Origin of the sequence: Bacteroides sp. AF39-16AC (assembly GCF_003602735.1) — a bacterium.
In the GTDB taxonomy this organism is placed as follows: domain Bacteria; phylum Bacteroidota; class Bacteroidia; order Bacteroidales; family Bacteroidaceae; genus Bacteroides; species Bacteroides uniformis.
Genome location: NZ_QTLN01000019.1, coordinates 62,136 through 77,687, shown reverse-complemented (window position 1 = coordinate 77,687; position 15,552 = coordinate 62,136). Strand labels below are relative to the sequence as shown.

The following is a 15,552-nucleotide window of genomic DNA, read 5'->3' as shown; positions in this document are numbered from 1 at the left end:
ATTATCAATGAAAACAAGTGCAAGAAAAAAAGCTAAAAAAAGGATTCAGCGAGATTTTTGCCACGATATGATTTTAGATTAAAATGAAAGTGCTATATTTGCACTTGTTATCAAAACAGTGTATATTAAAATGGCAAAAGTTGGCTATATATTCAAGGAAAATAATGACAGTTTTGATGCTGAGAGAGAATGGATGCAGCGATATGGTTGTGTACAAATCGTAGAGGAAACAGTTGAACATGAAACATTGAGACCTATGTGGAAACAGCTTATGGCGAATCTTCAAAGGGGCGATGAAATAGTCATATCCAAATTCAGCAATGCTGCACGCGGTTTAAGAGAACTGGCCGCGTTCATCGAACTATGCCGTATCAAAATTGTACGTGTCATATCCATTCATGACAGAGTTGATACTCGCGGTGAATTATTCCCCGGTACGACAGCAGCCGATGTGTTGTGGATAATAGGGGCATTTCCGGAAGAAATTGCCGCACTACGAAAATATTCCGCTCATGTCGAGAAGTTACGCCAGAATATCAAAGCCCCGGCTGTGCCGAAGGTATTACCTAAAGCTGAACGAGATAAGACAATCGTGGATATGTATATCAACGGGCATTCTTTCGATGACATTTGGGCTGCAAGCGGTTTTAGCAGCAAAAGTTCTATTTGGCGCATACTCAATAAATATGGCGTAAAACTTGATCGTGGCCAAACCAGCGGTCCGCGTGTCAAACAGAACCCGAAAGAGGACGGAACAAATGAAGGTGACTCCTGATAGAATTTTCAGATAATCAGGATCGTATATTTGTTTTTCGGTTATTATTTTGTATTTTTATTATTGTTAAAACTATAAAAGTAAGACTTATGGGAGATATTATAATTGTATTGCTGGTATTCTGGGTTGTCGGCAAGCTCTTGAAGGGCGTGTTTGGCGGTTTCAGTAAAAGCAGCTTCAAAGATGATAAGTAGGCCAGCCAAGGGATGGGTAAATACGGTCAAAAAAGACTGGTTCAAGAGGCGTGAAATTGTAAAAAGGAAGTGGAATGGAATAAATATAAACGGAGCTTCCGGCAACAGGAGTCCAGGATATATCGGTTGAGATATACCCTGAATACATGTCGGATATTGTCTGTCCGGAGATGTTTAGGCTTTCCACCTATACCCCTCGTTTGTCAGTTCCAAGTATTCCTCTAATCCCGGTTTTACGAAAAAGACAATTTCAAAGGCATCGTTACTTCCGTTATCGGGGAATGTCATGTCGGTTTCTCCATTTCGGATAGTCCCTTTGCCCACGTTGGAACCAAGGTCTTCATCCGCATAGGCATATTGAAACTCGACGTCCGGAAATATTTCGGAGAGTGTTTGGATAAGCAGCGGCACACCTTCCCAAGCCGTATCAAACCAAAGCACGTTCGGTTCTTCAAAATTCTGATTAAAGGCATTCCATTTTGTACCCCAGTTAGCGATAGACCATTCATACCAAGTAGGATAACCGTATTTTCCCCAGTTTTTCAGATATGTCATTCCAAGTTGTAATGCTTCTTCCCTGACTTTTTCCTCCTGAATTTCCATCCATTGAATGACTTTCAGGTCGTCCTGTGAATTGAACGGTTTACGTTGCTGTGCTATGATATACTGCATACCAAATTCCCCAGAAGTGGACGCTTCTATCAGTAAGTCCTTTGGCATAGGGATAATGTTGTTGAAGTCAATATAGCAAGGCGTACTGTCTTCATCAGTTTTTCCTTTTAAGAAATCCATCACATTTTGTACTGTTTCTCTGTCTGCGTTTATTTCTAAACGGTTTGTTACATAATTAGGCATGATTTTAATGTTTAAAGAATTGGTTATTATTAACTTTTTTTCCTATTGTCGGTTCTTTACTGATTGAACCGTTTTGGGATTTATGGATGCGGTAAACGGATGTCGATACAGCTTCATACGGCAACTTTTCTTGCCAAATTACTCTTGCGCAGGAAGGAAGAATTTTGTAAGAAATACACTTCAAGTAGCAGGATCAAGCGCGATAGCCGACCTTTGCATTTGATAAAACCAAACCGGTGATAGGATGAAGAATAGATGGGAGATAAAATGAAAAATAATTAATATAAAAGAAGAATGCTATTCCTTTTGCAGAAATATAAAAAAGGAATAGAATGATATAATTATAAAAGAGGGACTATTATTACCCTCTCAATTATAAGAGGGTATGTTCTCAAACTCCGACCCTTATTTGTAATACTGTAATACCGCAACACCTCCGTTAAAGGTTATTACGGTATTTTTTTTGAATTATTCTTGTGTTACTTCCATAGCATTGCTGTATTCTTTGATTTGCTCCATTGTCAGCCATTCGGGTTTTTCGTTTTCTCGGAAGCTGTCGTGAATTTTCGTCATGTATTCAATTTGTGCCTTTTCAGAACCAGCCCACAAACGACGAGAACTTTTGTTTCCAAAGCCAAGATAATATTCACAGTCGGCTTGCAAACGACCCAATAACATATACCTGAATTTTAAATCGTGCTGTAATACTTCTTCTATTGTCATACTCGTTTTCGTTTTTAATTAAGTTTTTTATTTTCCCTTTTTTCAAGTCTTTCGACTTTGCCGGAAGGGTTGTTTTTCATGTGCGTCCCAAACGACGAAGCAGGAACGCAGTGCAAGGAATCGGAAATGAAATTTTATGAATACCGAAATCTATGATTTAGGAAGATTACGTCAAATTTCATTTCGGATAGCGTAGCGATACTTGGATAGCGTTCGTTCGCCGTAATTTTGCACACGAAAACAAGACCGGGCGAAAGTCTGGATAACGACAGGAAACATCAACATTCATTACATAAGGGCTGTAAAAGAGAAGCAGGCAGTTACGCTGCTATAAAAGGGAAACAAGGAAATTAAAAAAGTGGGCACGGAGCAATCTGTAAAAAAGGGGGATGCCACCTGTCTTCGGGCAAAAGAAGATACCATACCGATAGGATTTAACCGATACGGTATCTCTTTGGTAGTCATCAGTACCATACTTTCAGAAAACCATTTAAAAACATTCGATATTCGCCTCTTGGAAAATCTGCGGGGCGTGCTGATAAAGCAAAGGAAGATTCAATACCGCCATTGGATATTCCACAAATCCGCTTCTACGCTTGTAACCTGAATAGGTCGCTAAATTATTTGTCTCCAGAAACTCCATTGCATCCGGATAATGATTCACATCAATAAATGTACGGTCTGGCAAATCGAGTGCATCCATGCTCTCCAAATTGACGGATAGCACGATATACTCTGTTTCATCTTCCACACTTTGCAAAGTAAGTGCTAACCAGCCATTGCCATAAAATTGAGGCATGAGATAAAAGCGTTCTCCACGAAACTCGTATTCTTTCCGCGTTAGGGAGCTGTCCGGCTCTACCAAGCGAAAATCATCCTCTCCAGAAACAAATTCTGTTGATGGGTCGCTGACATCCACATACGTTCCATTTACATTGTGACACAAATACTCTGCATTTTCTGAACGAACAATCACAAATTGAATTTCCATACTTTTAAAATTTAGCTATTAAACATCATGTTCTTTTTTTCCCTTTTTTCGGAAGCCTTTAGGCTTCTCCAGTCGGGATTTGATTTTTACGTGCATTCAAGATTGCCTTTAAGGAAAAGCAGGCAAGGAATTTGGACAGAATTTTTACAGTTGCGGTATGGAGCGTATACGACATTTGAGCGATTGAAAATCGGGAAAGCTACTGAAAAATTGTGTTCAAATAGCGTAGCGGTACTTGAATGTTTTTCCGTGGCAATACCTTTGCACAGGAAAAAACAAGTCCTGACTGGTAGCAGCCTGAAACGAAATAATTTCGTTTTATACAAGGGTAAAACGGAGTGATAAAAAAGGGAATGACCACAAAGAGCAGCCGACAAAAGCCGGCTTTCTTTTGTTCCTGTGGGAGGAGCTGGGACATTTAATCCGTTACATCATAATAATAGCTTAGCTCGTCATCTTTCAGATACTCCATTGCATATTGACTGGCTTGTGCCCAAAGGGTATTATACAATGTCGCAATTTCCGGCCTTGTTTCATAATACTGCCATATCTTATGGTTAAGCACTAAAACCAGTTCCGTGAGATACTTGTAGTTCTCTTTCCACTCCTCAAAAGCACGGTTGAAAGTGTCCTGTATCGCCGAAAGACCAAATCGGTCAGCAATGGAAAAATCATTCCAAAAGGTTGTTTGCAATTCATAACCGTTCTCTAACATAAATTCTCTGAATGTCATAATGCCTCAAATTTTAAGATTAATATTTTATTTATTTCCCTTCGATACTTCCTGTACCGAAAGGTTGATTATTTTTCTGCCCACGGGATTGGCGGCCAGAACGGGCAAGGAGGATGCGGAAAATACACTCTTCGATATTTCGGAGAGGAAGATTTTACAGCAGCAAGTGTCAGCGGTCCTTGACAGGACGGACAGCCGGCAATCGAATTTTGCAGGGAAATAACCAGGCTTGCGGGATAGAAATATAGGGGGTAGCTGGATGGGGCTATAAAGGAGGGCCGGAGTCTAAAAAAGGAAACTGGCACAAGCGGCCACCTACAACAGTTGGGCGGGAACATTCATAAATGTGTAAAAAGGAATAGTTTCCCACCATATTTTATGCAGAATATATACGGCATAAAACACAAGTGCCGTAACAGCCTCTTGAGAAAGCGTTACGGCATTTGTTTAAGTACAGGTTACAGGCTATTTTACCTGAACGAGGTTGTCCTGTAGAGTTTTCCAGCCATACACTGCGGCCACATAGGGGTGGAGGGAACGTGTAACTTGGCGAAAACCATTCTCGTCAATTTCATAGTTGTAGATTTTTGCGGCAATCCGTTCTGCGTCGTCACGATTTTCAGCGACACGGTACAAAACATAATTCGTGCCATCATGGTGCGACATACGGCCTCGTATATCGTAGCCGTCACCGTACCACTCTGCATCATACTGTGTAGATTGTAATATCCCGGCAATGTTGTCACCCAAAATTTGATAGCCTTGTTTGCGTCCGTTCCACAATCCTAAATCTCCAAATGCAATAATGACTCCATTGACATCCTTGTTTAGGTTCTGCCGCTCATCCCCCAATTCATTATACACTTCGTCCGACCACTCTTCATCGCTGACCTTGTAGGCATCATCGTCCAGTTCTTCTCGCTTGAAATTTTGATAATACTCTCTTGCTGTTTCATCCAATAGAGCATCACTTGACCAAATTATTTGTTTCATACATTCTAATTTTTTATTTTCCCTTCCCTTCAGAGGCTTTTACCTCGTCCGGTGGGATTTGATTTTACGTGCAAATCACAAGGCGGAAGAAGGGAACAATGCAAGGAGGAAGCGGAATCCGAAGGATTTCATTTGAACGGCATTGACTGCAAATGAAACGCGCCTTGCAGGTTCACGTCCGACTTAACTTCGCACTGTAAAATTAATGGACGGCGGACGTAACCTCACTTTTGGGAAGAAATATGGTTATAAGAGGGACTGGAAAGCTGCTCAGAGGTATGGAATTGAGAGAGTCTTCTTTTTTCTATTGAAAATCGTAATCTGCCTGTTCATCAAGTGGAGCTAAGTATAACAGTATTACCGGGTGAAGATTTCATTTGGAGCTTGGCATCGCAACAGTCACTTATAAAAGTATGATGCGTATTAATCCGGTCATGAGCAAAACAAAAGCGACCAAAAGATCGCTTTGTTCATGATAAGGCAAGAATTATTTTTTGCCTTTTTTCACGGGCTTTACCGGCTTTTCAGGAACATCCTCCTTTTCGATAGGAGGATAAAACTTGACAGCCACCATAACAACACGATTGTGCTTCACACCGACCTTGTCGGTCCACTCTTCAGGCTTAAAGTAGCCTTCAATGGTGAGCATCGTACCTTTGGTCAGTTGGTCGAATGACCCAGTATTCTCGTTTTTACGCCAAGCCTCAATATTCATAAAGGCTGAAATGCGGTTGGTTTCCTCGGCATTCCTTTCCTGACGGCTTACAGCCAATGGGAAACGTGCGACACTGCTGTTGGTGAACTCTCGGATTTCAGCGTCTTTACCTAAGAATCCGGTTACTGTGAAATTGTTTTCAATCTTTTTCATGTTGAATTGCTTTTAGAAGTTATTAAATCAATTTTTACACTGCCTAAAAAGTAGATGTCGTTTAAGGGATGCACCAAGGATAGCGCGTCAATACGCTTTATTTTTAGCCACAGGTAAAATCGAAGGCTCGATAAAGGAAGATTGAAGCGGCTACGCCATTGGTCAAGACAACCATGTCGTTCCCGTCGGCATACTATCTTTGCAGAGGAAAAATGATGATTGCTTCGATAAAAAGCGATTATGGAAAATGGGAAACAAGTAAACCGGTAATGATAAGGAAAAAGAGCAAATCCAAATGTCGGCACAAAGGCGAGACATCCGTCCGAAAGTCAGTGAAGAATAGCAAAGCCAAAGCGAGACATGCCTGGCTTGAATTGAGACTGTAACAAACAGAATACCATCCAATCAGAAAAAAGGCCACTGCATAAGGAATGTGTCAGCCAAGAGTGGACAGAAGCGTAGGTAGCCCATCCTTGGAGGATAGTGATATCCGCATCGAAAAAAATGGAACTGGAAGGAAAAACGGCAGGAAGAACCAGACTTTTCACAAAGTGGTTTCCAATTCGCTTTGTGCGAATGGCTGGTTTCTACAAAAGGGAGTGGCGCAGCCAAAAGAAAAAGTTATAAAAGGAAAATGGAAGTAAGGCTGAAATGGGTGATTCCATTCCAGCCAGTCGATGATATTTGTCCAAGGTGTCATTGAAATTCAACCATCATAATACGATGCTCGAATATTTTGGTTTTGTCGCTGGGACGTCGCTGGCAAACCCAAAGGTGTCGTGCACCGTAACCGTATGTGAAATATTCATCAAGTGGAGTTTTTTTCTCCAACTGTCTCATGCTTTCACGCAATTCCGCCTCATTGCCAGAAAAAAGAATCGTGTTAATGATTCGGAAATAAAGTTCAGTTACCTCGTCACAATAGGGGCAAAAGCTGTGTTCAATTGTTACTTTCATGCTTCTTTTGATTTTTATTGTACTTCGATTATATCTTCAATTCGACCATATAGGACAGAACGTAGTGCGGTTTTGTCAATGGCATAATATTCGGCAATATGTCCGTGTTGTTTCACGAAATACCGTTTGAGAACATCGGAGAAGTCAAAACGGTAGCCCATTAAAGCGATACCTCTTTTGAAATGGCAGCACTCTTTCACATTGCGGGTGAGCCAGTTCTTTTCTTCCCGACTCAACTTGTCGCCATTATCAAGACGTTCCCGTAATTTGTAAACCTTGCTATCTTTCAGTTTTTCCAATTCGGGCACATCCCATTGGACGAATTTCATTGCTATCTGTGTCATGGTTTCTATGTTGTAAAATTGTAAAAATTACTTCATCACAGTATTTAATACTCTCTCTTTGCCACAGATGAAACGAACAGTGATTTTGTTGTCGAAATCACCGACAATCGTTCCATCCGTGTGTCTCTTATAGAATAAGCAAAGTGTAGGATAGACCATAATTTTACTTTATCTTCTTCTACTCATTCAGTTACTAATTTGACCTTCCATTCTCCCTGAGAGAATATTCTAAAGCTCACGTACTCGTCTTCAAATTCATAGGTTAGAATCTTGATATAGACTTTATCTTTGTCCTCCAACGATTCTACCAATTTTTTGATTTCTTCTTCTGGATACACCCAACGAGAGGAAAATTCTGCATCTACACTATCACCATATCGATTGGTAAATTCGCTGAAAGTGTCATCCAAGAAAGCCTCTATTTTGTCGAGGTCTGTTTTATTTTCCGTTCTTGCGTGGAAAATGTTGGTTGCATAATTTGCCATAAATACCAAGTTTTAAGTTTGTTACTTTCCCTCCTGTAGCATTTCACTTACTTTCGGGCTTGATTGAAATTATGTCGCTTCAACAGGTGGCATGGCTATGTATGCAGGGTTTCACTACAAAATACTACCTCTGCGAAGCGGAGCGTGGAGATTTTGTAGTGAACCTTCAGGTTACAACCTTGCATACAATAAAGACATGGCAAATACCTTTGCGACATAATTCCCATCGGGCAGACCGAAAGTTGATATGCGAGCATGTGGGAGTTTGCTCGGTACGGATGTGTGTAAAAGGTGGCTATGAAGTAAAAGAGTATCGCAGCGAAAAGAGAAAAGAGGCAAGAGCTTATCTTCTCTTTTGGCTGTATGGGTAGAATGGGAAAATCACAAAAAGTAACATGAAAATCCAGTTTGGTTTAGTTTGTTAGCCTTATATATGCTAAACTAAATTAAACTAAATATAGGCAGGCATTTTTGGCTGCCTGTACAAAAAAGATTATCTTTGCTACAAGCAATACAACTTCAAGAGATAATAATTTGTATTCTCTTTATGAACTGCAAATAATTTGTTAGTTAAAGTTAGGAGCAAATTCTTCGAATGATGAGAGCAGATAAAATTGCTCGGAATGCACTCTGAAAGCAAACAAACGAAAAGAAAGAAACAGAGTGCAAATAGAAAAATGAGAAATCACTTTAATTCCTATTTTTGTTCCTTATTTGTTTCTCCATTAAAATTACCTTTCTTATAACATATTGATTATAAAATATTTAAGTGTATATTTTTAAGATGGTTAAGAATATTTACCAAGTAACACTTCCCTTACCAGAGCCATTGTCAGACGGCATTTTTCATGCAACTTTCTTTTCATTGTATCCTGCGACCGAGATTATCAGTTCTTCATTGGCCACATCCACCTTTTCATTCTCAAAAGGTTTCAGGTATGTTTCCGTCACCTTGATAGAGAAATGGCCCAATGCCTTGCTGATGATGCCGATACTCATTCCTGCATGAAAAGCCAACGTAGCCCATGTATGGCGGGCCACATATGAGCTGAGCTTCACACCTGGCAGCAACAGAGACGCTATTTTTTCCAGTTTCAGATTGAAGCCACGAAGAGCCCGAAGATAATCCATATACAGTTCTTTATCCTTTTTCACCTTCCCGGCCCGTTTCTTCTTGCTCTCTTGTCTGTGTAGAATCGGAAAGAGATAGATGGAATCCGGATTCTTGCTTTTAAACTCTTTCATCAGTTCCATCGCTTCTTTGGGAATACGCACCGTCATCTGCCGTCCTGTTTTGTGGCGGCTATATACAATGCGGTTCCCTTTCACATCTTGTTTACGCAAATAAGCGAGGTCAATGAACGGCATTCCTCGGAATAGGAACATCAATAAAAAATAAGCCAGCACACACCGCAGATCCGAAGGCAATTTTCTTAAGTCTGTACACAGCAACGTATTCATCTGTTCCAGTTCCAACGCCCGTTTAGTCTGTGATTCCACTTTTGTGTACACGTCATCAAACAATTTCGGGTTATAGGGCAGCACCTTTTCGCCGACCATCCGGTGATATACCGCCTTCAAGTTCCGCATATAGGTGGAAATGGTATTCAAGCTCAACCCTTTAGGCTCTCTTTTCCGCTTCCTCATTCCTTCCCGTCTCATCCATTCTTCATACTCCTTCAACCTGCCTGGCGTAAAGACCTCATCCACCGGCATCGGCATTCCTGCCCCACCGTAAAACTCCGCGATAGATTTCAACGCATACGTATAGGTATGTGCCGCCGAGCGCTTCTTATCCGCTTCCAACTGCTCAATCACCGTCTGCATATAAGATGCCAAATCCGGCATCTTCATGGGGCTCCCCATTTCTACATTCTTTTCTTTTTTACTCATAATAAATCTGATTTTCAAATCCGCACCCTACGCATATCCTAAAAAGGCCACGTTGATGGGAAAAATTTATGAGTACAAAGTAAATTATATAAGAAAATTATAAAGAATATATAAGGATAAATAAATTTGTTCACTAAAACAAACCGGTTCAAAGGAGGTTCTGCAAGATTAGAGTTCACCGAACAAAGCCATCACATCCACCTCGCCCCAATACAGATGCGTATAACTGGCTATCAGGTTCTTATAGCGAAAGACGGGAGTGGTTACCTTCCCTCCTTTGGCATTGTAGACCTGCGCTATCGAAAGAGGAAGACTGCACGCACCACCTTCTTTTCCATCGGTTTCGGGCACGGCAAACTGCGTATAATGGAATTCGTGTCCTTTAAGCCGCCATCCGTTATAGTCGAACCGGCGGTATCCCAATGTCAATTTCCTGCGTTTACGCTCGTTCGTAATGCTGAAAGGCAATACTCCTACCATCTCATTTCCAATATTGCCTACACAGCTCCCGGCGCTTCCCCCGTCCGTATCCCCATCAGAAAGAACGGACTGCGAAAGATATATCATCCCCCCGCATTCTGCCAGCGTCCTGCCACCGGCCTCTATATAGCTGCGGATAGACTCCCTGGCAAGCCTTGCCCCGGCAAGTTCCTCCAGACGGTTCTCGGGATAGCCGCCGGGCAGATAGAGCAAATCCGTCTCTTGCGGAATAGGCCGGTCATGCTCCGGATTGAAGAAAGTGACCGTGCCCATACGGCGCAGAATATCCAGATGCTCCGCATAGAGGAAGGAAAAGGACTCTTCGTTGCGCGCTACCGAGACATGCAGCTTCCCCGGCTCTGATAGTACCGGCTTCTCCTTCACTGCCGCCGCAGGCAATGGAAGCCCGGTTGTCGAGAGCAGCAGTTCCCAGTCCACATGTTCCTCCAGCAAGCCTGCCAGCATATCCAGTCCCTCCGTCTCCTTAGAACGGCTGAAATCCAGCCCCAGATGGCGCGACTCCTGCTCCAGTTCCTTCTGCTTGGGCAGATAGCCCAGACAAGTCACGTTCAAGTCTTCACAGACCTCCTGCAGCATCCGGTAGTGGCGGGGCGAGCCGACACGATTGAAGATAACCCCCGCAATACGTATATCCGGACGGAAATTGATGAACCCCGACAACAAAGGAGCCATGGAATAGGCAGCCGACTTGGCATCGGCCACCAGCACCACAGGAATACCCAAGAGCCGAGCCACTTCTGCCGACGAGCCCCGGTCGCGGTCGTACCCGTCGTACATCCCCATCATCCCCTCGACCACGGCAACATCCGCATCCGCCGAATAGCGTGCATACAGACTGCTTACGTGCTCCTGAGATGCCATGAAAGTATCCAGATTGACGGAAGGACGGCCGCATACCGCCTCGTGATACTTAGTATCTATATAATCGGGACCGCACTTGAAAGGCTGCACCTTCAGACCTTTCTTCATAAACAATGCCATCAGTCCACGACTGACGGTGGTCTTTCCACTGCCCGATGTAGGGGCGGCTATGAGAAACTGAGGAATGGAATCCATTATGAAGCTATCAAATTAAATATTTTCCTCCTGCAAAGGTAAGCATATCTCCGACAAAAGTTTTATCTTAGCTGCGAAAATAAAACATACCACCATGATAACCGAAGAACTTAAGAAACTCTACATCGCACATACCGGACACGAACCGGAACAGATTGACGAACTCCCCTCCTCCGGCTCCAACCGCCGTTACTTCCGCCTCATCGGAAGTCCTACACTTATCGGCGTCAGCGGAGAGTCTGTGGAGGAGAACCGCGCCTTCCTCTACATGGCAGAACATTTCCGCCAGAAAGGACTGCCCGTACCGCAAGTGTTCATCCGCTCCGAAGATGATATCTATTATCTGCAAGAAGACCTGGGCGACTCGCTCCTATTCAATGCCATCGAGAAAGGCCGCAAGACCAGCGTATTCGGCGAGGATGAGAAGCAGTTACTGCGCAAGACCATCCGTCTGCTGCCCGCCGTGCAGTTTGCCGGAGCCGACGGCATGGACTTCTCCTACTGCTACCCGCAGGCAGAGTTCAACAGCCGCAGCATTCTGTGGGACCTGAACTACTTTAAATACTGCTTCCTCAAGGCTACGGGGATGGACTTTCAGGAAGACCGGCTGGAAGACGACTTCCAGAAGATGGCAGACGTGTTGCTCCGTAGCAGCTCCGCCACCTTCATGTACCGCGACTTCCAGAGCCGTAACGTCATGATAAAGGACGACGAGCCGTGGCTCATCGACTTCCAGGGCGGACGCAAAGGTCCGGTCTACTACGACGTTGCCTCCTTCTTGTGGCAAGCCAAAGCAAACTATCCCGACAGCCTGCGCAAAGAGTTGCTGAAGGAATACATCGACGCCCTGCGCAAGTACCAGCCCGTGGACGAGGCTTATTTCTATGCCCAGCTTCGCCACTTCGTATTGTTCCGCACCATGCAGGTGCTGGGTGCCTACGGTTTCCGCGGTTACTTCGAGAAGAAGCCCCACTTCATACAAAGTGTCCCCTTCGCCATCGAGAACCTGCGCCAGCTGCTCCAGGAGCCTTACCCCGAATATCCTTACCTCTGCCGGATTCTGCGCGAGCTCACCGAACTGAAACAGTTTACAGACGACCTGCAAAAGCGTCGCCTCGTGGTGAAAGTCACCAGCTTTGCCTACAAAAAAGGTATCCCCGAAGATTCCACGGGCAACGGAGGAGGTTTCGTCTTTGACTGCCGCGCTGTGAACAACCCCGGCAAGTACGAGCGTTACAAACCCTTCACGGGACTGGACGAACCCGTTATCCGCTTCCTGGAAGACGACGGCGAGATAGCCGTATTCCTGGAGCATGCCTACGCCCTTGTCGACGCTTCCGTGAAGCGCTACATGGAACGCGGCTTCACCAATCTGTCTGTCTGCTTCGGCTGCACCGGCGGACAGCACCGCTCCGTATATTCGGCACAACACCTGGCGGAACATCTGCACAAGAAGTTCGGCGTGCAAGTGAACCTGATACATAGAGAACAGAATATTGAACAGACGTTTAAGGCCAAAGTTTAATGTGCTAATGTGAGAATATGCCAATATGAAAGCCATGATTTTCGCCGCCGGCCTGGGCACCCGGTTGCGCCCCTTGACGGACCACATGCCCAAGGCCCTCGTTCCCGTAGCAGGAAAGCCCATGCTGGAACGGGTGATACTGCGGTTGAAGGAAGCAGGATTCAACGAGATAATGGTCAATATCCACCACTTCGGGGAGCAGATTATCGACTTCCTCCGTGCCCACGACAACTTCGGCACGGAGATTCACATCAGCGACGAACGCGGCATGCTGCTCGACACCGGAGGAGGCATCAAAAAGGCACGCCCCTTTCTGGACGGACAAGAACCTTTTCTGGTGCACAACGCGGATATTCTGACGGATATTGACCTTGCAGGTCTCTATCGCCACCATCTGGAGAGCGATGCGGAGTCTACCCTGCTTGTGAGCGAGCGCAAGACTTCCCGCTATCTCCTTTTTGACGACGACTACCACCTGCACGGCTGGATAAACAAGTCCACCGGAGAGGTGAAACCGGCAGGCTTCGACTACCGGGAAACGAAGTACCGGGAACTCGCCTTCGGAGGAATCCATGTCATCTCCCCCTCCCTCTTCCGCCTGATGGACGATGGGCAGTGGGACGGCAAGTTCTCCATCATTCCTTTCTACTTGTCCGCCTGCACAAAGGTGCACATACAAGGCTATCCGCTGCAAGGATTCCGCTGGTTCGACATCGGCAAACCGGAGACACTGGCACAAGCGGAGGAATACTACAAACAAAAATAACAAGTAATGTAAAGCAGCCTAACATTACTTGTTAGCTCTCTTTACATTACTTGTTATCAAATCAACCTATGTACCATAGATTATCTATGGTGAAACTACGCCAGTGCCAGTATCAGCAACTGAGCCGTCAGCACCCGCAGGAACATAGCCAGCGGATAGACCGTGGCATATCCCACCGCAGGGGCATCGCAGGATGTCAAGTCCGAGGAATAGGCCAATGCAGGTGGATTGGTGTTAGCTCCGGACAGCACACCTATCAGCGTATAGTAGTTCAGCTTCCAGAAATAGCGCCCCATGAATCCTGTCACCAGCAACGGAACGACCGTGATGATGGCCCCATAGCCAATCCACACATAGCCGCCTTCGTAGATAATGGTATCGATGAATCCCTTTCCTGCACCCAACCCCACGCAGGCCAGGAACAAGGCGATACCGATTTCGCGTATCATCAGATTGGCACTCATCGTCGTGTAGGTTATCAGCTTATATTGAGGCCCGAAACGGCTGATGAGGATGGAAACCACCAACGGTCCACCGGCCAGTCCCAGTTTCACGGGTTGGGGAATGCCGGGGAACATGAACGGCAGACTGCCCAAGATACATCCCAGGGCAATACCCAGGAAGATAGGAATCAAGTTTGGATGGTTGAGACGCTTCAGCGAGTTTCCCAATACCTTCTCCGCATGGCTCACGGCAAGCTCACTGCCTACAATCGTCACACGGTCTCCCATCTGCAACTGCAAGTGGGGAGTTGCCACCAGGTCCACGCCCGAACGGTTGATACGAGTGATGCAGGCACCGAAGTTGTTACGTATCTTGAGCTGAGACAGAGACTTGCCGTTCAGTTCCGGCTTGGTGATGAGGATGCGGCGTGAAATCAAGTTCTTGTCCTCCCGTTCCCACTCCACCGAAATTTTTCTTCCGAAGAAGGCAACAATGGCCTCCACATCTTTCGGGTTGGCAATGAACAGAATTTCATCCTGCATGTGCAGCACCGTATCGGCATTCGCCAGTTCTGTTTCCTGACTGCCGGTGTGCCGGATGCGGGAGATGACAAACGCACGGTTCAACAATGGTTTCACATCTCTGATCCGCTTGCCGTCTATTGCCTCATTGCGTATCTCTACCGATATGGGACGCACGGTCAGCTCCTGCAGATGACCCAGCCCGTGCTCGGCATCCTCCTCTTCTTTTTGGGTGTTAATCCGCATGAAAATCTTCAAGGCTAGCAGCGCCAGGATGCAGCCCACCACACCCAGCGGATAGGCAACGGCATATCCGAGTGCGATTTCCGGAGCATCCACCCCGTTGAGGTCACTGTTTGCCTGCTGGGCAGCACCCAGACCGGGGGTATTGGTCACGGCTCCGGACAAGATACCCACCATCGTAGTAATGGGAATTCCGGTGGCAAAGTGCAATACAATGGTGATAACCACGCTGAGGAAGACGGAAAGCATTGCTACCATGTTCAGCGTAAGTCCACCCTTCTTGAAAGCGGAGAAGAATCCCGGTCCTACTTGCAGACCGATGGAATAGACAAACAGTATCAAGCCGAACTCCTTCAGGAAGTGCAGCAGATGTTCGTCGAGGTTCATGTCGAAATGTCCGAAGACAATGCCCACAAACAAAATCCAGGTGACACCCAGCGAGATACCCGCCACTTTCAACTTGCCCAGCATGATACCGAAGGTGATGACCAGGGACAGAATTAGGACAGAGTGTGCCACTCCTCCGCCCCAAAGGTTGGGATAACCCTCAAAGAGGTTTCTTAATAGTTCCATAGTTTCTATCTTTAGTTTTTACTTTTCAGCCTTATTGTTTAATTCTTAATTCTCTATTTAAAAAGTGTATCCCCACAGAAATCACTTCTCCGGGGATACGCATTTCACACAT

The 15,552-nt window shown here is 45.1% G+C and carries 16 protein-coding genes; 4 read left to right on the top strand and 12 right to left on the bottom strand.

Annotated features, from left to right (window positions below; all coding sequences use genetic code 11):
* Positions 1-130: 130 nt before the first annotated feature.
* Complete coding sequence (locus DW039_RS15090) at positions 131-775, top strand: recombinase family protein (RefSeq protein ID WP_004323440.1); 645 nt, start codon at positions 131-133, stop codon at positions 773-775.
* A gap of 368 nt (positions 776-1,143) precedes the next feature.
* Here DW039_RS15090 and DW039_RS15080 read toward each other — a convergent pair whose 3' ends face one another.
* The 9 genes from DW039_RS15080 to DW039_RS15025 form a co-directional block, all read right to left on the bottom strand.
* Positions 1,144-1,824: a hypothetical protein gene (locus tag DW039_RS15080; RefSeq protein WP_118356386.1), complete on the bottom strand. Its 681-nt coding sequence runs from the start codon at positions 1,822-1,824 to the stop codon at positions 1,144-1,146.
* 468 nt (positions 1,825-2,292) lie between these two features.
* Positions 2,293-2,547, bottom strand: a complete 255-nt coding sequence (locus tag DW039_RS15075) for an LPD11 domain-containing protein (protein WP_004313639.1) — start codon at positions 2,545-2,547, stop codon at positions 2,293-2,295.
* Positions 2,548-3,037: 490 nt separating this feature from the next.
* Positions 3,038-3,538, bottom strand: a complete 501-nt coding sequence (locus DW039_RS15070; protein ID WP_007218096.1) for a DUF4313 domain-containing protein — start codon at positions 3,536-3,538, stop codon at positions 3,038-3,040.
* 418 nt (positions 3,539-3,956) lie between these two features.
* Positions 3,957-4,271, bottom strand: a complete 315-nt coding sequence (locus tag DW039_RS15060) for a hypothetical protein (RefSeq protein ID WP_007218095.1) — start codon at positions 4,269-4,271, stop codon at positions 3,957-3,959.
* 465 nt (positions 4,272-4,736) lie between these two features.
* Entirely contained in the window at positions 4,737-5,264 is a 528-nt protein-coding gene (locus DW039_RS15050; protein WP_004308734.1) for a hypothetical protein, read from the bottom strand.
* 487 nt (positions 5,265-5,751) lie between these two features.
* Positions 5,752-6,132 (bottom strand): single-stranded DNA-binding protein, encoded by a 381-nt coding sequence (locus tag DW039_RS15045; RefSeq protein WP_004308735.1) that lies wholly within the window; start codon positions 6,130-6,132, stop codon positions 5,752-5,754.
* A gap of 696 nt (positions 6,133-6,828) precedes the next feature.
* Positions 6,829-7,089, bottom strand: coding sequence for a hypothetical protein (locus tag DW039_RS15035; protein ID WP_004308737.1), 261 nt, complete (start codon positions 7,087-7,089; stop codon positions 6,829-6,831).
* Positions 7,090-7,103: 14 nt separating this feature from the next.
* On the bottom strand, positions 7,104-7,433 hold the full coding sequence (locus DW039_RS15030; protein ID WP_004323450.1) for a hypothetical protein: 330 nt from the start codon (positions 7,431-7,433) through the stop codon (positions 7,104-7,106).
* Positions 7,434-7,615: 182 nt separating this feature from the next.
* Positions 7,616-7,918: a hypothetical protein gene (locus DW039_RS15025; RefSeq protein ID WP_004323452.1), complete on the bottom strand. Its 303-nt coding sequence runs from the start codon at positions 7,916-7,918 to the stop codon at positions 7,616-7,618.
* Between the two features lie 71 nt (positions 7,919-7,989).
* Here DW039_RS15025 and DW039_RS15020 point away from each other — a divergent pair, with 71 nt between their 5' ends.
* Entirely contained in the window at positions 7,990-8,289 is a 300-nt protein-coding gene (locus DW039_RS15020; protein ID WP_008777440.1) for a hypothetical protein, read from the top strand.
* A gap of 475 nt (positions 8,290-8,764) precedes the next feature.
* On the opposite strand, the gene DW039_RS15015 is transcribed toward DW039_RS15020, so the two are convergent.
* Together DW039_RS15015 and DW039_RS15010 are read right to left on the bottom strand one after the other, a co-directional pair.
* Positions 8,765-9,811, bottom strand: coding sequence for a site-specific integrase (locus DW039_RS15015; RefSeq protein ID WP_120382095.1), 1,047 nt, complete (start codon positions 9,809-9,811; stop codon positions 8,765-8,767).
* Positions 9,812-9,979: 168 nt separating this feature from the next.
* Positions 9,980-11,368, bottom strand: a complete 1,389-nt coding sequence (locus DW039_RS15010; RefSeq protein WP_120382094.1) for a cobyrinate a,c-diamide synthase — start codon at positions 11,366-11,368, stop codon at positions 9,980-9,982.
* Positions 11,369-11,462: 94 nt separating this feature from the next.
* Between DW039_RS15010 and DW039_RS15005 the strand changes: the two genes are divergently transcribed.
* Both DW039_RS15005 and DW039_RS15000 read left to right on the top strand, forming a co-directional pair.
* Complete coding sequence (locus DW039_RS15005; RefSeq protein ID WP_117599544.1) at positions 11,463-12,893, top strand: phosphotransferase; 1,431 nt, start codon at positions 11,463-11,465, stop codon at positions 12,891-12,893.
* A 25-nt stretch (positions 12,894-12,918) separates the two neighbouring features.
* Positions 12,919-13,659 (top strand): nucleotidyltransferase family protein, encoded by a 741-nt coding sequence (locus DW039_RS15000; RefSeq protein ID WP_034523164.1) that lies wholly within the window; start codon positions 12,919-12,921, stop codon positions 13,657-13,659.
* A gap of 95 nt (positions 13,660-13,754) precedes the next feature.
* Here DW039_RS15000 and DW039_RS14995 read toward each other — a convergent pair whose 3' ends face one another.
* Positions 13,755-15,440 carry a putative transporter gene (locus DW039_RS14995; protein WP_009038541.1) on the bottom strand — a complete coding sequence of 562 codons (1,686 nt, stop codon included), beginning with the start codon at positions 15,438-15,440 and terminating at the stop codon, positions 13,755-13,757.
* Positions 15,441-15,552: the final 112 nt, after the last annotated feature.